This is a genomic window from Pandoraea sp. PE-S2R-1, assembly GCF_002179865.1.
Classification (GTDB): domain Bacteria; phylum Pseudomonadota; class Gammaproteobacteria; order Burkholderiales; family Burkholderiaceae; genus Pandoraea.
In genome coordinates, this window is sequence record NZ_NGUR01000007.1 from 264,586 (window position 1) to 282,815 (window position 18,230).

14 protein-coding genes and 1 tRNA gene are annotated in these 18,230 nt (G+C 63.2%); 10 read left to right on the forward strand and 5 right to left on the reverse strand.

Features of this window, described 5'->3' with window-relative positions:
• Positions 1-156: 156 nt before the first annotated feature.
• From CDV44_RS03800 to CDV44_RS03815, 4 genes are all read right to left on the reverse strand, one after another.
• Positions 157-231: transfer RNA gene (locus CDV44_RS03800), tRNA-Val, on the reverse strand.
• A 255-nt stretch (positions 232-486) separates the two neighbouring features.
• Entirely contained in the window at positions 487-1,224 is a 738-nt protein-coding gene (dnaQ, locus tag CDV44_RS03805) for a DNA polymerase III subunit epsilon (RefSeq protein WP_087686728.1), read from the reverse strand.
• A gap of 71 nt (positions 1,225-1,295) precedes the next feature.
• Positions 1,296-1,742 carry a ribonuclease HI gene (gene rnhA / locus CDV44_RS03810; RefSeq protein WP_058377873.1) on the reverse strand — a complete coding sequence of 149 codons (447 nt, stop codon included), beginning with the start codon at positions 1,740-1,742 and terminating at the stop codon, positions 1,296-1,298.
• Positions 1,743-1,753: 11 nt separating this feature from the next.
• Positions 1,754-2,611 (reverse strand): methyltransferase domain-containing protein, encoded by an 858-nt coding sequence (locus CDV44_RS03815; protein WP_087686729.1) that lies wholly within the window; start codon positions 2,609-2,611, stop codon positions 1,754-1,756.
• A gap of 14 nt (positions 2,612-2,625) precedes the next feature.
• On the opposite strand from CDV44_RS03815, the gene gloB reads away from it, so the two are divergent.
• The 8 genes from gloB (at position 2,626) to mdtD (ending at position 14,176) form a co-directional block, all read left to right on the forward strand.
• Complete coding sequence (gene gloB, locus CDV44_RS03820) at positions 2,626-3,453, forward strand: hydroxyacylglutathione hydrolase (protein WP_087686730.1); 828 nt, start codon at positions 2,626-2,628, stop codon at positions 3,451-3,453.
• Positions 3,454-3,804: 351 nt separating this feature from the next.
• Positions 3,805-5,499 (forward strand): transglycosylase SLT domain-containing protein, encoded by a 1,695-nt coding sequence (locus CDV44_RS03825; protein ID WP_087686731.1) that lies wholly within the window; start codon positions 3,805-3,807, stop codon positions 5,497-5,499.
• Positions 5,500-5,696: 197 nt separating this feature from the next.
• The gene (locus CDV44_RS03830) at positions 5,697-5,879 is read left to right on the forward strand and encodes a hypothetical protein (protein ID WP_087686732.1); all 183 of its coding nucleotides are present in this window, start codon (positions 5,697-5,699) and stop codon (positions 5,877-5,879) included.
• The gene (locus CDV44_RS03835) at positions 5,872-6,633 is read left to right on the forward strand and encodes a lasso peptide biosynthesis B2 protein (RefSeq protein ID WP_087686733.1); all 762 of its coding nucleotides are present in this window, start codon (positions 5,872-5,874) and stop codon (positions 6,631-6,633) included. The genes CDV44_RS03830 and CDV44_RS03835 overlap by 8 nt, the downstream gene beginning before the upstream one ends.
• A gap of 73 nt (positions 6,634-6,706) precedes the next feature.
• Positions 6,707-8,464: an asparagine synthase-related protein gene (locus CDV44_RS03840; RefSeq protein WP_087686734.1), complete on the forward strand. Its 1,758-nt coding sequence runs from the start codon at positions 6,707-6,709 to the stop codon at positions 8,462-8,464.
• 32 nt (positions 8,465-8,496) lie between these two features.
• The gene (locus CDV44_RS03845; protein ID WP_170935843.1) at positions 8,497-10,317 is read left to right on the forward strand and encodes an ABC transporter ATP-binding protein; all 1,821 of its coding nucleotides are present in this window, start codon (positions 8,497-8,499) and stop codon (positions 10,315-10,317) included.
• 288 nt (positions 10,318-10,605) lie between these two features.
• Positions 10,606-12,507 (forward strand): propionate--CoA ligase, encoded by a 1,902-nt coding sequence (locus tag CDV44_RS03850; RefSeq protein ID WP_087686736.1) that lies wholly within the window; start codon positions 10,606-10,608, stop codon positions 12,505-12,507.
• Positions 12,508-12,715: 208 nt separating this feature from the next.
• The gene (gene mdtD / locus CDV44_RS03855) at positions 12,716-14,176 is read left to right on the forward strand and encodes a multidrug transporter subunit MdtD (protein ID WP_249277397.1); all 1,461 of its coding nucleotides are present in this window, start codon (positions 12,716-12,718) and stop codon (positions 14,174-14,176) included.
• A gap of 61 nt (positions 14,177-14,237) precedes the next feature.
• Here mdtD and CDV44_RS03860 read toward each other — a convergent pair whose 3' ends face one another.
• On the reverse strand, positions 14,238-15,164 hold the full coding sequence (locus CDV44_RS03860) for a LysR family transcriptional regulator (protein ID WP_058377885.1): 927 nt from the start codon (positions 15,162-15,164) through the stop codon (positions 14,238-14,240).
• A gap of 242 nt (positions 15,165-15,406) precedes the next feature.
• Here CDV44_RS03860 and CDV44_RS03865 point away from each other — a divergent pair, with 242 nt between their 5' ends.
• Entirely contained in the window at positions 15,407-16,804 is a 1,398-nt protein-coding gene (locus tag CDV44_RS03865; protein ID WP_087686738.1) for a M20 family metallopeptidase, read from the forward strand.
• A complete protein-coding gene (locus tag CDV44_RS03870; protein WP_087686739.1) occupies positions 16,801-18,180 on the forward strand; it encodes an MFS transporter in 1,380 nt (459 codons plus the stop codon). The genes CDV44_RS03865 and CDV44_RS03870 overlap by 4 nt, the downstream gene beginning before the upstream one ends.
• The last annotated feature ends 50 nt before the right edge of the window (positions 18,181-18,230 follow it).

The following is an 18,230-nucleotide window of genomic DNA, read 5'->3' on the forward strand; positions in this document are numbered from 1 at the left end:
AATGAAAACGACGCCGTTGCGGATGAGGCGATTAACTTCGGTGCTGCTGGAAAAGTAATTTGCGCGAGAGGGAGTTGCGCAAGAATCAGTATTTCGGAGGTGGGCTTTTCCGTCTCGGGGACTGACTCACCGCTGAGTCGGAAAAGCCTGAAATACTGGTGGGTGGTACAGGGATTGAACCTGTGACCCCTGCCGTGTGAAGGCAGTGCTCTACCGCTGAGCTAACCACCCAAATCATTAACTAAATCAATGACTTAGTGTTGATTGCTGAAGCTTTCGTTTCGCAATCAGGAGCAGAACTTTAACTGTTTTCGTAGAAGTCTGCAACCTTTCTTTTAATCTTATTTTGCTGCCGTCGTGATGATATCTCTCGATCACTTCACGTCGTTTCTTGCGATGACTCGCAAGCAGCAAAGAAAGCGATTATAAGGACGTTTTTTGCGCTTGTGAAGGGGTTCCTGCGAATATTTCGCAGAAATCGCCAACTCACGCTGCGGGTGCCGCTTCGCCCTCGGGCGGTGCGGGTTCCGTGCGCCACACGCAGGTGCCCTTGATGCCCTTGTCGATCTCGCCCAGCACGCCGTCGTGCATGGTCACTTCTTCCGCGGCGGCGAGAATGACCGGTAATTCGAACTGACGCAGCGAGATTTTCTCGCGCTGATTGCCGTCCTCGTCGTCGCCATCGCCCGCGTCGATCACGAGACTCTTCTGGCCGCGAGTCATCGCGAGATAGACATCGGCGAGCAATTCCGCGTCGAGCAATGCTCCGTGCAGCGTGCGGTGCGCGTTGTTCACGCCCAGACGTTCGCAAAGCGCATCGAGCGAGTTGCGCTTGCCGGGGAACATTTCGCGTGCGCGCAGCAACGTGTCGATCAGGCTCGCGCAGTTCTCCATGAACGGCGGCCAGCCCATGCGGCCGAATTCCATGTCGAGGAAGCCCAAGTCGAAGGCCGCGTTGTGGATGATGATCTCGGCACCACGGCAATACTCACGCAACTCTTCGGCCACGTCGGCGAACTTCGGTTTGTCGGAGAGAAATTCGGTGGTCAGTCCGTGCACCGCCAATGCGCCCGGATCGCTGTCGCGCTCAGGGTTGATATAGAAGTGCAGGTTGTTGCCGGTCAGGCGGCGATTGACCAGTTCCACGCAACCGATTTCCAGCAGGCGGTCACCCGTCCTGGGGTTCAGGCCAGTGGTTTCGGTATCGAGAATCAGTTGTCGCATGGTGTTCGGTGTCTTTCAGAATTGGCTTGCAGGCATCGGGCTACGCGGAGGCTGGCGCAGGCGCAGGCGGGTTAAGCCCGGCGCAGACTCTCGACGCCGCGATTGGCGAGTTGGTCGGCAGCTTCGTTGCCTTCGTGACCGGCGTGGCCCTTCACCCAGCGCCACTCGATGTCGTGCTTTTGCGAGACGGCGTCGAGTTCCTGCCAGAGATCGGCGTTCTTCACGGGTTCTTTGGCGGCCGTTTTCCAACCACGCGCCTTCCAGCCGTGAATCCACTCGCTGATGCCTTTCTGTACATATTGCGAGTCGGTGTGAAGCACCACCTGGCAGGGCTTGTTCAGCGCCTCGAGCGCGCGGATCACCGCGAGCAGTTCCATGCGGTTATTGGTCGTGTTGGCTTCGCCGCCGAACAGTTCCTTGCGGTGCTTGCCCGCGACGAGCAGGGCGCCCCAGCCGCCGGGGCCGGGATTGCCTTTGCAGGCACCGTCGGTATAGATATCAACTTGCGGCAAGGTTATCTCTCAAACAATCAATCAGGCAGGTCGGCCATTTCCGCGATCTTGCGATGCGTCGTGTTGGGCGTGGCCACCGGCGCCGCAGCCGGCTGGAGGCCGAGTATACGCTTGCGCACTTTGCCGACCAAGCGCATGCCGCGCACCCGCTTGACCGCACGTACGGCATAAAGCGCGCCGAAAATCGGCCACCAGCGGTCGCCCGCCGGTTCCATGAAGTCGAACCGTTGCAGCCAGTGTTCGCCTCGCAGCGGCGGGCGATAGCACCCGAACCGGCCACGGTCGATATCGAACGAGAGCAGCTTGAGCCAGTCCTTGAGCCGCGTGAACGCGATCAAGTCGGCCCCCGGCGGCAAAAACGGCGCGCCGGCCAGTTTGCCGAGTTCTTCGCGGGCGCCCCACAGACTCAGATTATTGAACCCGGTGATGATCACCTGCCCCTCGGGGACCAGAATGCGCTCGACTTCGCGAAGGATGTCGTGCGGGTTCTCGGCAAATTCGAGCACGTGCGGCAACACGACGAGGTCGGTGCTTGCCGTGGCGATGGGCAATTCGTCGAAGCGGCTCACGAGGATGTCGCGCATGACCATCTCGGGCGATGCCGTGTCGCATGACAGGTTGCCGGTGGTATCACTGGCGGCCTTGGTCATGAGTGGCGGGGCTTCCACGCCGCGCGGCGCGGTAAGGACGAGGCCCCGGTAAGGCATGCGATTCTCGCGCAGCGTATCGAGCTCGGGGCGGCCAAGTTGCAGCGCATGATAGCCGAACAGATCCCCGACCCATTGGTCGAAGAGGGCCTGTTCCCATGCAAGCGCGTAGCGGCCTGGCGGTGAGACGAGCCAAACGGGCCAGTCTATAATCGGACGTTCTGACATGGTGGCGAGTATATATGGATGCGCACGCAGATGCGGTGACCGGGCAGTCGACCGGTACACTGACCGTCTTTCCCGTCCCTGCGTTCCAGGACAATTATCTCTGGGTCATCGATAACGGCAAAGATGCCGTGGCCGTCGACCCGGGCGACGCCGCGCCGGTGCTCGCCTATCTCGATGCGCGCCATCTGACGCTGCGCGCCATTCTCATCACGCACAAACATGCCGACCACATCGGTGGCGTCGACGCGTTGCTTGCACGCTTCGATGTGCCGGTGCACGGCCCCGCCCACGAGCCGATTGCGTGCGTCGATCATCCGCATGAGGGCGGCGAGACATTCTCGATCGACGCCCCGGCCATGACGCTGGAGGTCATCGATGTGCCCGGCCATACGTTGGGTCACATCGCTTACTTCCTCGGCGAAGGGGCGGCAGGTGCGCCCCGGCTGTTCTGCGGCGACACGTTGTTCTCGTGCGGTTGCGGCCGGCTCTTCGAAGGCACGCCGGCGCAGATGCTGACGTCGCTCGACGAGCTCTCGGCCTTGCCGCCGGCTTCGCTCGTGCATTGCGCGCATGAATATACGCTATCGAATATTCGCTTCGCGCTGGCGGTCGATCCCGACAATCAGGCGTTGGTGAACTGGCACGACAAGGCGACAGCGCTGCGCGCCGCCGGTCAACCCACGCTGCCGACGACGCTCGCTCAGGAGCTTGCCACCAACCCGTTCCTGCGCAGCGACGCCCCCGCGGTCGTGGCGTCTGCCCAAGATCACGCCGGGCGCACGCCGCTCTCGCGTGAAGCGGTCTTCGCGACCGTGCGTGGCTGGAAAGATACCTTCCGATAAGCGGGCGCACTAGTCGCGAGAACGTCAGGCTGTCAACAGCCTGACGTGCCATAACCTCTGTCCCAATCCGAGCGTTGACACCTGCGCGGGTGCCTGCTCCGCCTTGCCGTATCGCCCCGGATGTGATGTTTCGGTGTCATATCGATGGCATCGTATATGGGCAAAATGCGTGAGGTGCGTGTGGCGAAGCGTTGACAATTCAGGCCTTCGATCTAAGGAATAACCCTGATTTTTCGGGCGTTTTGGGCGAATTTTTGCAAAAAATTTAGGCATAAAGGTTGACGCATCCGAAGGGTTTCCTTAACATCCTTGCCAATTTCATGAAGATGTCACCCTATTCGAGCCCGATCAATGCGACTTATCGTTAGCTTGCTTCTGACGCTGCTTCTGGCGGCTTGTGCCAGTACAGCGCCACCTACAGGTGCATCGAATTCCACGCCCGAAGCGCAGAGCAAGTCGCCGCTCGCATCGAATGCCAAGGGAAAGCAACGCGTGTCGAGCGATCAGACGATCGACCTTGATACCGACTCGATCAACGATCTGGCCTACGGCAGCGACGATGCCGATCTCTGGGCCCGCATCCGTCACGGCTTCTCCATTCCCGATCTCGACACCGATCTCGCGCAGGACCGCACGCAGTGGTACGCGCAGCGCCCCGAGTACGTGGAGCGCATGATCCAGCGGTCGAACAAGTATCTGTTCCATATCGTTGAAGAGCTTGAGCGCCGTCATATGCCGACGGAACTCGCGCTGCTGCCGTTCGTGGAAAGCGCCTACAACCCGCAAGCGCTGTCGACGGCGAAGGCCGCCGGCATGTGGCAGTTCATCCCGAGCACCGGCAAGACGTACAACCTGAAGCAGAACATGTTCCAGGACGAGCGCCGCGACGTGCTCGCGTCGACCACCGCCGCACTGGACTACCTGTCGAAGCTGTATGCGATGTTCGGCGACTGGCATCTGGCACTGGCCGCGTACAACTGGGGCGAAGGCAATGTGCAGCGCGCCATCGACCGCAATCAGGCGCAAGGGCTGCCGACCGATTACCTGAGCCTGCGCATGCCGACCGAGACGCGTTACTACGTGCCCAAGTTGCAGGCGATCAAGAACATCATTGCGCACCCGGATCTCTACAGCGTGAAGCTGCCGGAGATTCCGAACCACCCGTATTTCGTGAGCGTTACCACCAAGCGTGACATCGACGTGGCGCTCGCTGCCAAGCTGGCCGATCTGCCGCTCGATGAATTCCGCGCGCTCAACCCGTCGTTCCGCAAGCCGGTGATTCTTGGTGCTGCCCAGCCGCAGATTCTGCTGCCGTTCGATAGCGCCGAAGTTTTCCAGAAGCGCCTGAAGGGTTATGACAAGCCGCTGTCGAGCTGGACGACGTACACGTCGGCATCGCGCGAGCGTCCGGAAGACGTGGCCCGCAAGCTCGGCGTCGACGCTGCCGTGATTCGCTCGGTGAACAACATTGCACCGCGTATGCGTCTGAAGGCAGGTTCCACACTGCTGGTGCCGCGCTCGGATGACATCGACGAAGACATCAGCGCATCGGTGGCCACCAACGCCGTGTTGGCGCTGGAGCCGGATCTGCCCGACACCCGCAAGGTGATGGTGCGTGCCCGTAAGCACGACACGCTCGCGGCCGTCGCATCGCGCAGCGGTGTCTCCGTGGCCCAGATCAAGGGCTGGAACCATCTGCGCCGCGACGCGCTGACCGGCGGGCAACTGCTGGTGCTGCATGTGCCGGTGAAGGATGCGTCGCGTGTGATGGCGGCTTCGGCAGCGCCTGCTGCCCCTGTCGCCTCGGCAGCCAGCAAGGACGAAGACGACGCACCGCGTACACGTCTGGTCAAGGGCAAGAACGGCAAGATGATTCGCGTGGTCGACCACCGTCCGGCCGCCAAGACGACCAAGACCGTGGCATCGACCGCGAAGGCCGCACCCGCCAAGTCGGCTGGCAAGGCACCGGCAAAGGTAGTCGCCAAGACGGCAGCTAAGCCGGCCGCCAAGGCCCCGGCCAAGGTCACGAAGACCGCACAGCGCTAAAACGCCGTAGACGCCGCACATCGTAGTACCCGACGCCCGTGAGCTCACTCTCACGGGCGTTTTGTTTTTCCCCTCGGTAATCGGCTACCGCTTCCGGGCACCTGCCTTCGGAAAATTCCCATAAATGCACTGGCTCTCGTTTCCTATGATGGAGACGCGGACGATTCCGTTCGCGCCCATGACTTAAGGAGTGCTAAATGAATAAGGCAATGGCAACTGCGAAAGAAGTGTCCGAACTCGAAGCGCTGGCCTCCGTGGATGCCACGCATGCCACGCGCGGCGTGCTCGGCAACGACGCGGAAGGCATCACGCTCCTGCCGCTGTGCTTCAAGCCGATCTGCATTCCCACGTTGCCGCCGTTGACCGGGGGCCATGCCTGAGGTGTCCGACCCGACACACATCGGAACCGGCGCGTGTGCGGACGCGCCGGTTTTCCGCCATCTGGCACCCGATGTTCACATCGCGGGTATCGACGGCCACGTCGTGGTGCTCAAGCTCTCGCAAGATCGCTACTTCAATCTCTCCCACCAGCACTCGCAGGGGTTGCGTCGATTGATCGGCTGGCGCAGTGACGGTGATATCCCCGTTGACGTCCTGCTCGCCACGCAGGCGATGTTCGACGCGCAGGGCATTCTCGCGCCCGGTGCGCACGCCACCCCCGACCCTCGTATTGCGAAACGCGATATGTCGCCACGACTCGGCTTCGATGCATGGCTCGCCATGCCCGCCGACGTGGCTCGCGAGTCGCGGGTGCGTGACGTGATGCGCGCGGGATACTGGCTCTGGCAGGCCCAGCGCGTGACGCGGCGCGCCCGCATGCGTGGCGTGGTCGACATGGTGGCGCGCTCGCAGTCCGGCGTTCGAACGCAGTACGGCGCGCCTCAGGACTACCTGCCGTACGTGGCGGCCATGCACAGCGCCGCGTTGGTGTATCCGCAATGCTCGCCGTGTTTGCCGTGGTACGCCGCGCTCACCGCCTGGTGCGCCCGCGACGGTTTGCGCCTGCGTCTGGTGATCGGCGTACAGCGTCAGCCCTTCTATGCGCACGCGTGGGCGGAGAGCGACGCGCGGGTGATTGGCGATGACCTGCGCCGGCGCGAGCAACTCGCCGTGATCTACGAGACACCGGTCTGACTTGCGACCGCGTCGAAGCCGCGTCGATCGTCGGATTCCTCACACATTCAAGCATCCAAGCACGGAGCCACTGATGAAACTTGCCCGCCTGAGACCGGGACCTGCCGAGCGGCACGAGCCCTTTCCCGACGCTGTGGTGATGCGCGGTCTGGACGGCGTACCGGTGGCACGCATTCGTCCCGATGCCGACAGCACACGGCTGCATTCAAGCGGGCAGAGCGAACTGCTGGCCTGGTACATCAGCGGCACCTTGTTTCTCAAGGAAGATGGCCGGGAGGTCGCCCCGGGCATGGACGTGGCGCGGTTGGCGCTGGAGTCGCCCGAGCGTTTTGTCGAGCGCTACTGGGGACACTATCGTGTGATCGTGCATGACCGCTGGCGTGGCACGACACTGGTGCTGTGCGACCCCTGCGGGCAGTGTCCGACGTACTACCGTTTTTGCCGCGACGGCGCCGTACATGTGGCGGCCGACCCGGCGGCACTGGTCGACGATCACCCCACCTTCGATAGCCTCGCGCTGAAGTCGTTTCTCGTGCATGGCGATCTGGGCGGCGTGCAGTGTGCGCTCCACGATGTCGAGCGTCTGCCGTTGGGTCACGCGCTGTGGATTCCGGAGCGCGGCGCGCCGCAGACACGTGTTGTATGGTGGCCTGACTGGCGGATGGCCGATCAGGAAGCGCAGAACGTGGCCTCGGGGGAGGGGCTGTTGCGGCTATTGCGACGTTCGGTGGAGCGTAGTGTCGGTGACCGGCCTGCGGTGCTCGAACTCTCGGGTGGTGTGGAGTCGACGTCGCTCGCGCTGGCATTGGCCGAGTCAGGGCGGGCGGACACCTGCACGGCGATCAATCATCGCGATCCGTCATCGCCATCGAGCGACGAGTCGCATCATGCCGGTAGCGTCGCGCGCCACGTGCGCATGGCCTTCGAGCGGCTGGATATCGACTGCGCAGCCTTCTCGCCGTCGCCGTCGTCGGCGATTCCGCGTCTCGCGCGCCCGGCATTGCATCTGTGCATGCTGGCGCAGCTCGATGCCGTGCGTGAGCGGCTGAGCACCTACAGTGGCCATCGGCTGGTGAACGGGCACGGTGGCGATGCCATCTTTCTCGCGCCGCCGCCCAATGGGGCGTTTCTCGATGCTGTTGCCGATGGTCAATGGCGCCGGGCGTTCAGTGCGTGGCGCGATCTGGCCGTGATGCAGCGCTTGCCGCTGTGGTGGGTCGCGCAGGGCGCGTTCGCGCAGCTTGGGCAGCGTCACGCGAATCCCGACGCAGCGCTCACGACGGGGCTGCTCACGCCGGCGGCCCGCATTGCCGATACGCCGCGCACCGAGCCACTGGCGTCGGCGTGGCTGTCGCGCTGGGCGTTGCGTGTGCGTCCCGGCAAGCGGGCGCAGATCCTCGGCATTCTTGGCAATTTGCGCGACGTGGAAGTACAGCCCTCGCTCGCCGCGGCCGGTACGGTGTTTCCGTTCCTGACGCAACCGATTGTTGAAGCGGGATTGAAGATGCCGACCTACCGCCTGTTCAACGCGATCCATAATCGCCTGCCATTGCGCCGGGCAGCGTATCTGGCGAGCGGATTGCCGAATCTCTGGCGGCGGGACAAAGGGGTGTTGACGGGCATGGTCGGCGCGGGTGCGGCGGCGAATCTGACGCATATCGAAGAGGTCTGCCTCGACGGCTATTGCGCGGCGTCGGGCTGGATTGACCGCGATGCGTGCCGACGGGCGATCGGTCGCATGGCGCACCATCATCTGGAATCGATGACGACGATCCGCAGACTCTATGCGATCGAAATGTTCGTACGCGGCTGGCGCGTGGGCGCGGTATGAGGCGGCAAGCGGGCTGGCGGGCGTTATGTTTTGTGCTGCGAAAGCTCTGGGCGCGCGAGACGCAGACATCGCGTCATCGTGTCTGGGTGGTGATGGCGGCGCTGGCTGCGGCGTTCATGCTGGCGTTGCGGCTTGTGGCGCCGTGGGTGCTCGGGCTTGCCGTCGACGCGCTGACGGGCGAGCGGGCAGTCGGTTTGGCGTTGCCGCTGGCGACGGCCTACGTGGTGCTCTGGTCGGCAGCGGCCATTGGCGAGCGTGGCAAAGACCTGTTGATTCAGCGCGCGATGGAAGACCTGCGGCGGCGCACGGCACTGGGTTATCTGTCGCGGCTTGTCGGTCTGCCGGCGCATCGCGCACGCGAGGTGAATGCGGGGCAGACGCTGGATTGCCTGTTTCGCGTCGAGGTGGCGTTGCCCGTCATCGTGACCGGTCTGGTGTTCGGTTTGCTGCCGTTGGCGGTGCAGGTGCTGGCGACGGGCATCATCCTGATGGTCAACTTCGGCGTGATTTACGGGGTGTTGCTGGGCGCGACAGTCGTGGCCTATGGGCTGACATTGCGCCCATCGCTCGCCCGCGTGACGCGCCGGGAAGCACAGGCGAACGACATTTCTCGCGCCACGACGGGAGCGCTCGCCGATACGCTGACGCAACTCGAATGTGTGAAGACGTTTGCACAGGAACCCGCAGAGATCAGCCGACTGTCGCAACGGCTGCGCACGCGTTACGTGGCGGCGCTCTCGACGGCGACCACGGCGCAGGTCACGAGCGCGTGTCAGATGGCGATCATGGCGTTCGGCGTGTCGGCCATGACTTTGCTCGCTGTGCGCGACGTCGTGCGCGGCGCGGAGCCCGTCGGCACGCTGGTGCAGATCAACGCCTATCTGCTGCAATTCGCACTACCTGCGGCGATGCTGGGCGCGCTGGTGTCGCAAGTGGCGAGAGCGCTGGTCAGTGTCGATGAGCATCTTCGCGATGCCACGAGCGGGCCGATGACGGACGACGTGGAAGGTGTGGAAGCAGCGATAGCAGCGAAAGATGCGAAAGAGGCGAACGAGTCGGGACAAGGCGGCGTAGCCGAGACGGCAGGGATTCTGGCCGTGCGGTCACCGCGCGCCCCGTGCATCGAACTCGATCAGGTCAGCGTGACGCTGCATGACGGCCCGCCGGTGGTTGCGCGCGTCAGCCTCAGCATTCGCGCCGGAGAATACGTGGCAATCGTCGGACCGTCGGGCGCTGGCAAATCCACGCTGTTGCGCCTGATGACAGGGCTCACGTTGCCGACGCAGGGGCAGGTCCGCATCGATGGTCGTACGCTCAATGGTGCCGCTGCGACAGCACTGCGTCGCGTGACCGGATTCGTCACGCAAGACTGCGGGTTGTTCGACCGGTCCGTGTTCGAGAATGTCGCGTACCGCGCGGGCTTATTCAGCGCGACGCCTCCCGAAGATGCGGCCATCCGCGACGAATTGGCACGTGTGATGGCCATCGCCGAGGTGCCGGGCGTGACGTCCGTCATGGGGCTGTCCGGCGGGGAGCGTCAGCGAGTGAACATCGCTCGCGCCTTGTGGGGACGCCCTCGATTGCTGTTGCTCGACGAGCCCACCGCGGCGCTCGACGCCCTCACCGAAGCCCGCATCCTCAACCGTCTGGCGCACGAACGTGCAGGCGCGACATGCGTGGTCGTGGCCCATCGGCTTGCGGCCATTTGTCGCGCCGGCCGGATCGTCGTGATGGATCAAGGGCATATCGTCGACGTCGGCGCTCACACGGCGCTGCTCGCACGCGGCGGCCTGTACGCCCGCATGTGGCAGGCACAGCAGGCCGATCTTGGGGCGGAAGCCGTACTGGGCTGACGCACCTGCTTCGGCCTGGCGTTCGTCGTTGCCTCCGCGTAATCCCTAGGTTCTACAGCGCCCCGAGCCACCCCCGGGGTAAGCCTTCCGTAAGCGTCAACGCGCACACTGAACGTGAGGCATCCTAGGGTGTCCGACGAATTCCATGCCATACCCGCTTTGCTGTCGATACCCGCTTGGTGTACCGACATTGCCGGCTCGATCCGGCGCCGCGCGGCGTCCAATCCTGTGCCGTATTCAGCCAGGTTGCGACGCGTGCGAGCCCACCAAAACATGCAAGGAGACATCATGACTTCGTATGCGTCGTTTCACGCCCGCTCGGTGACGCCCGAATCGCGCGAGGCGTTCTGGGAGGAACAAGCGCGTCTGATCGACTGGGAGACGCCTTTCACCAAGGTGCTCGATTACGACAAGCCGCCGTTTGCCCGCTGGTTTGTCGGCGGACGCACCAATCTTTGTCACAACGCGGTCGATCGTCACCTGCCGTCGCGCGGCTCGCAAAACGCGCTGATCTGGGTGTCGACGGAAACCGAGCAGGAGCGCGTGTACACCTACGACGCGCTGGCCGCCGAGGTCAATCGCATGGCCGCGTCGTTGCAATCGCTGGGCGTGACGCGCGGGGAGCGCGTGCTGATCTACATGCCGATGGTGCCCGAGGCGCTGTTCGCGATGCTGGCCTGCACCCGTCTCGGCGCGATTCACTCGGTGGTGTTCGGCGGCTTTGCGTCGGTGAATCTTGCCGCGCGTATCGACGATGCGCGCCCGAAAGTCATCGTGTCTGCGGATGCCGGCTCGCGCAACGGCAAGGTCGTGCCCTACAAGCCGCTGCTCGACGAAGGGATCGCGCTCGCGCAAAGCAAGCCGGACAGCGTGCTGCTCATCGACCGTGGCCTTGTGCCGATGGATCGTGTGGAAGGACGAGACGTCGACTATGCAGCCCTGCGCGAGCAGCATCTCGATGCGTTAGTGCCGTGCGAGTGGCTCGAATCGAGCGAGCCGTCGTACGTGCTCTACACGTCGGGGACCACGGGCAAGCCGAAGGGTGTGCAGCGCGACACGGGGGGCTACGCGGTGGCATTGGCTTCGTCGATGCAGCACATCTTCTGCGCGAAGCCGGGCGACACGATGTTCTGCGCATCCGACATCGGGTGGGTGGTCGGGCACAGCTACATCGTGTACGCACCGCTGCTCGCGGGCATTGCCACAGTGATGTACGAGGGCACGCCGATTCGTCCGGACGGTGGCATCTGGTGGCGCACCATCGAGAAATATCGCGTGACGCAACTGTTCACGGCACCCACGGCAATTCGCGTGCTCAAGAAGCAGGACCCTGCGTATCTCACGCAATACGACTTGTCATCGCTGCGGCTGATCTTCCTCGCGGGCGAGCCGCTGGATGAGCCCACGGCGCGGTGGCTGACGGAGGGTGTTGGCAAACCGGTGGTCGACAACTATTGGCAGACGGAGACGGGCTGGCCGATTCTCGGGATGGCGCGCGGTATTGAGGAACTGCCGAGCAAGCTGGGCTCTCCGGGCAAGGCGGTGTATGGCTATGACGTGAAGCTGGTTGACGAGGTGACGGGCGAAGATTGCGGGCCGAATCAGAAGGGCGTGCTGGCCATCGAGGGGCCGTTGCCACCGGGGTGCATGAGTACGCTGTGGGGCGACGACGCCCGCTTCGTCAAGACTTACTGGCAGACGGTGCCCGGGCGCCAGTTGTATTCGAGCTTCGACTGGGGCGTGCGCGACGACGATGGCTATTACTTCATCCTTGGGCGCACGGACGACGTGATCAATGTGGCGGGGCACCGGTTGGGGTCGCGCGAGATCGAGGAGAGTATTGCGAGCCATCCGGCGGTGGCGGAAGTGGCGGTGATCGGCGCACAGGACGCTCTCAAGGGGCAGGTGGCCATCGCGTTCGCCGTGCTGCGTCAGCCGGAGTTGGTCGAGACGGTCGAGCAGCGGATGGCGCTGGAGGGCGATGTAATGAAGACGGTGGACAAGCAACTGGGCGCGGTGGCACGTCCGGCGCGCGTGTTCTTCGTGTCGATGCTGCCCAAGACACGTTCGGGCAAGCTGTTGCGCCGCGCGATTCAGGCGATCTGCGAGGGCCGCGAGACCGGCGATCTCATCACGCTGGAGGACCCGGCGGCGTTGGAACAGGTGCGCGAGGCCGTGCGCGGGAAGTGACAGGCAGGTTGTGGGGCACTGCGGCACAGTCGATTTTTCGGACTGTGCCGCAGTGCTTTGGAAAAGCGATCACAACATGCGTGGCTCGCCTTGCCGCTGACGATCGCAAAAGGCATTTGGTTTGTTGATATCGACGAGATTGCGATTGCATTCATGGAGGGTATGCGAACATACGCGGATCCGTGATTTCCGTCGATGACGCAGCGCTATGACCGAACCCACCCTCACTGTCTGGCGACAAAAGGCGATGCTTCTCGTCGTGTCTGTCGGCTTCTTCATGCAGACGCTGGACTCGACGATCGTCAACACGGCCTTGCCTGCCATGGCACGCGATCTCGGTCAGTCGCCGCTGCACATGCAGGCAGTCGTCATTGCTTACGCGCTGACGATGGCTGTAACGATTCCGCTCTCGGGGTGGTTGGCCGACCGGCTCGGCACACGTATCGTCTTCACGAGCGCACTGACGATTTTCTCCATCGGCTCGGCGATGTGCGCCTATTCGACTACGCTCGACGCGCTCGTCCTCTGGCGCGTGGTGCAGGGGTTTGGCGGCGCGATGTTATTGCCCGTGGGGCGTTTGGCGGTGCTTCGCGCATTTCCGCGCGAACAGTACCTGCAAGCGCTCGCCTTCGTTGCCGTGCCGGGCATGATCGGGCCGTTGATCGGCCCGACCCTTGGCGGCTGGCTGGTCAAGGTCGCCTCGTGGCATTGGGTCTTCCTCATCAATGTCCCGGTGGGTGTGCTCGGCTGCGTTGCCGCGCACTTCTTTCTCGTCAATGCGAGGGCACCACATCAGACCCGGTTCGACATCAAGGGCTATTTGCTGCTTTCTGTTGGGATGATTGCCACGTCACTGGCGCTCGATCGTCACGCGGACATGGCCGGCGCGCATGCGCTGATGCTCGTGTTGCTGGTCGTGGGGTTTGCCGGTTTCGTCGCCTATGGGCTCTATGCCAACCGCACCCCGCAGCCGCTGTTCTCGCTGGCAATGTTCCGCGTGCACACGTTCAGCGTTGGCCTGCTGGGCAACTTGTTTGCGCGTATCGGCATTGCGGCGGTGCCTTACCTCGTACCGCTGCTGCTTCAGGTCAGTCTTGGCTATTCCGCATTCGAGGCGGGGTTGCTGATGTTGCCGATCACGATCACCGGCATCTTTGCCAAGAGCCTCGCGACGCACTTGGTGACGCGGTACGGTTACCGCTCGGTGTTGGTCTGGAACACGATCCTCGCGGGCGTGGTGATGGCGAGTTTCGCGCTGGTAACGCCACATTACCCGGTGCCATTGCTCATCGTGCAGTTGGGCATTCTCGGCGGTGTGAATTCGATTCAGTTCACCGCGATGAATACGCTGACGCTCAAGGACTTGAATCCGGACGATGCCAGCGGCGGCAATAGCCTGTTCTCGCTGGTGCAGATGCTGGCGATGAGCTTCGGTCTGACGGTCGGTGGCGCGTTGCTGGTGACGTTCACCGGGGCGTTTGGCGAGAGCGCGGGCGTTGGTGCGTTGCCAGCGTTCCGCGCAACGTTTGCTTGCGTCGGGTTCATCACCTGCTGTTCGGCATGGATCTTCGCGCAATTGACCGATCGGGAACAACTCGCAAACGACGAACACGTGACGCCCGCACAGGCCGCCGCCGCAGCCACTACGCCGCCACCGCCCGCCAACTAGACGACGCTGACCGTCACCAAGCGGTACGAAGGCTCTGACGACACCGACAGCGTGAAACGCGTCAGTCGCGAGCCGCGAGCGGCCGGTCAAGAATCTCAGGCGCGCGGATGGCGTCGATCAACAACCCGAGGAACGCTTCGACGGGCGCGGGCAGCGTGCGCCCGGCCATCGTCTGCACTTGCAGCGAGCGCTGATGTAACGCTGGGTTGCGGATCGGAATAGCGACCAGACCTTCCGGCGCGAGACGGCTGCGTACGGTCAGCAAGCCGGTGAGGGTGACGGCGTTGCCTGAGCGCACAAAGCTGTGCAGCGCCGCGTGGTAGTTGCTGACAAACACGGGTTCGAACAACAGCCCTTCGAGCGTGCAACACAGATCGAACATCTGCCGGATGGTCACGCCGGCATTCGACAACGCGAGCGGGTAGGGCAGCAGGTCAGCCAGCGCCACATCGCGACGCTTGGCCAACGGATGCGCACGCGCCATCAGCGCGTAGATCGGTGCGGGCTGTGTGTGCACGACCTGCACGCCCTTTTCCGGCGCCACGCTGAAACAAACCGCAATGTCGGCCTCGCCATCGCGCACGCGTTCGGTTGCCACAAACGGTGAGACGACATCGAGCAGGAAGTGCGCCCCCGGGTAAGCCTCGCGAAAGCGCGCGAAAACCTGCGGCAGGAAATCACGCGCCACGCCTTCCGCGCTTGCTACGCGAATCGTCGCGCGACCGACTTCCGTCAGCCCCCGAATTTCCGATGTCACCCGCTCGGCATCGAGCAAAACGCGCCGGGCATGATCGGCCAGCATTTCTCCCGCTTCGCTAAGCACCATGCCGCGAGGGCGTCGCTCGAACAGCGGCGTGCCCAGATCCTCCTCCAGCTTGGCAATCTGTCGGCTCAGTGCCGATACCGCAACGTGCAGACGCTCCGACGCGCGGCTGAGCGACCCGGTGCGGGCCACTTCGAGAAAGTAACGCAGGGCATGGGTTTGCATGGGAGACGGGAGGTCATGGTCAAGGGCGGAAACAACGATAGGCAAAGGCGCTGACACGCGCGGAATGCTCGTTTTCTGCTTTGCCGAAACGGCAAAGAAACGTTCGAAATATTATCATTGTTGTCAAAAAAACCGACTTCTAGAATGGCCTGAACGGTTGTGCCAGAGCGTGCTACCGACACGCGTCGCAGCGCTTGTGCGAGCCCCGGCCGCCGTCCCCATAAGCCATCTGGAGACATGCAGTGACCCGTAATGCCGCAATTGCCCAAGCCACCGCCCAATACGATTCGGGCGCATTTCTCGATACCCTCAACCGCCGCGTGGCGTTCAAGACAGAGAGTCAGGAAGCCGACAGCGGCGAGATTCTCCACGCTTATCTCGCAGATGAAATGACCCCCGCGCTCGCTGCGCTGGGTTTCACCTCGCGTATTGTGCCGAACCCGGCGCCGGGCGGCGGTCCGTTCCTGATTGCCGAACGCCGCGAGGGCGATGACCTGCCCACCGTACTGACCTATGGTCACGGCGACGTCGTGCGTGGCTACGACGCGCAATGGCGCACCGGCCTGAAGCCATGGGAGATCGTCGTCGAGGGCGACCGTTGGTACGGACGCGGCACCGCAGACAACAAAGGGCAGCACACGATCAACCTGGCGGCGCTCGCCGAAGTGCTTGCCGCGCGCGGCGGCAAGCTTGGCTACAACGTGAAGATGATCGTGGAGATGGGCGAGGAAATGGGTTCGCCCGGGCTGCACGCCGTCTGCGAACAACTGCGCGAAGAGTTGCGTGCCGATGTCCTGATCGCCTCCGACGGTCCGCGCTTGGCCGCCACGCACCCCACGGTCTTTCTGGGCTCGCGCGGTCTCGTCAATTTCAAGCTGAGTCTGAATCTGCGCGAAGGCGGGCACCATTCGGGCAACTGGGGCGGCTTGTTGCGCAATCCGGGCGTGGTGCTGGCCAACGCGATTGCGTCGATGGTCGATGGCAACGGCAAGATTCTGGTCGAAGGGCTCCGTCCGCCGGAACTGCCTGCGTCGGTACGCCGCGCGCTTGCCGGTCTGGAAGTCGGCGGCGGTCCGAACGATCCCGAAGTCGATGCCGACTACGGCGAGCCGGGTTTGACGCCAACTGAGCGCGTGATTGGCTGGAACAACATCGAAGTGCTGGCGTTCAAGACGGGCAACCCGGAAAAGCCGGTCAACGCGATCCCCCCGTACGCCTATGCCCACATGCAGATCCGCTTCGTGGTCGGCACTGACTGGGAGCGACTGGGCGAGATCGTGCGCCAGCATTTAGACGCGCATGGTTTCACGATGGTCGATGTGGAAGTCGAGCGCGGCGTGATGGCGACGCGCCTTGATCCGGAGGACCCGTGGGTGTTGTGGGCACTGGCGTCGATGCGCGAGACCACCGGCAAGCCGCCGGTGCTGCTGCCCAACCTCGGCGGTACGCTGCCGAACGATGTTTTTGCCGACGTGTTGGGTCTGCCAACGCTGTGGGTGCCGCACTCTTACCCGGCCTGCTCGCAGCATGCGCCCGACGAGCACTTGCTCGGTTCGGTGGCACGTGAAGCGTTGCAAATCATGGCGGGTTTGTTCTGGGATCTGGGCGACGTCGATCTGAAAGAGGGAAAACCGCGATGAACACATCTGCAACCGCCTCCGGGGCGGGGCACACGGGAAGTCTTCCGGATGTCGGCGCGGAAGCTTCTGCCGATGCGCGGACGACCGCCCACGTGCCCGTCTACAAGTTGATCGTTGCCACGTCGATTGGCAATGCGCTCGAATGGTATGACTTGATCGTCTACGGTTACTTCGCCGTGACGATTTCGAAGCTGTTCTTTCCGGCACACGACGAGACGGTGTCGTTGTTGATGGCGTTGGGCACGTTTGCGCTGTCGTATCTGGCGCGGCCGTTGGGCGCGTTTGTGCTGGGCGCGTATGCAGATCGTCACGGCCGGCGGGCGTCGCTGATGTTGTCGATCGCAATGATGACCGTCGGCACGGGGATCATCGCGTTCATGCCGACGTATGCGGTGATCGGCGTGTGGGCGCCCATCGGCATTTTCCTGTCGCGCTTGATGCAGGGCTTTTCGGCGGGGGGCGAGTTTGGCAGTTCGACGGCATTTCTCGTCGAGCACGTGCCGAACCGTCCGGGCTTTATGTCGAGCTGGCAGTTTGCGAGTCAGGGCGCGAGCACGTTGTTGGCGTCGGCCTTCGGCGCGGTGCTGACGGGGGCGCTCACTCAGCCACAACTCGAGTCGTGGGGATGGCGTATTCCGTTCATCTTCGGGATGCTTGTCGGGCCGATCGGCTTGTATATCCGCAAGTATGTGGACGAGACACCGGCGTTTCAGAAGGAAGCGTTGGCCGCGCGCGAAGCCAGCCGGAAGGCGGCGGATGACAAGGACGCAGGACCGTCACCGATTCGGGAAGTGCTGGCGACGCAGAAGGCGCGGTTGTTGGTGTGCATTGGTGCGTTGATTCTGACGACGACGGCGAACTACATGATCTTGTACATGCCGACGTATGCGACCAAGCAGTTGGGGCTTCCGCCGCAGCAGGGCTTTATCGCGACGCTGGTGACGGGCTTCGTGATCATGACGTTGACGCCGTTCGTCGGACATTGGTCGGATCGCGTCGGGCGTATTCGCATCATGGCGGTGGCCGGGGTGATGTTCTTGTGCACGGTGTACCCGGCGTTTGCGTTCATGAATGCACACGCGTCACTCGCGACGATGATGTTGGTGATGTTGTGGGTGGGAACGTTGAAGGCGGTGTATTTCGCCCCGATTCCGGCGTTGATGTCGTCGTTGTTTCCGACGCGGACGCGGGCGACTGGGATGGCGGTGGGTTACAACCTCGGTACGACGATCTTCGGCGGTTTTACACCGCTTGCCGTCGCGTGGCTGATTGCCTCAACGGGCAACAAGCTTGCACCGGGGCTGTATCTGATGGTCGGCGCCGTCATCAGTTTGACGACGTTGCTGATTGCGCGAGTGAAGATGGGCGCGCGGTAGGGTAGTGCGGGTGCAGTGGAGATTTGCGCCCTTGCTGACAGGGTTGTGGC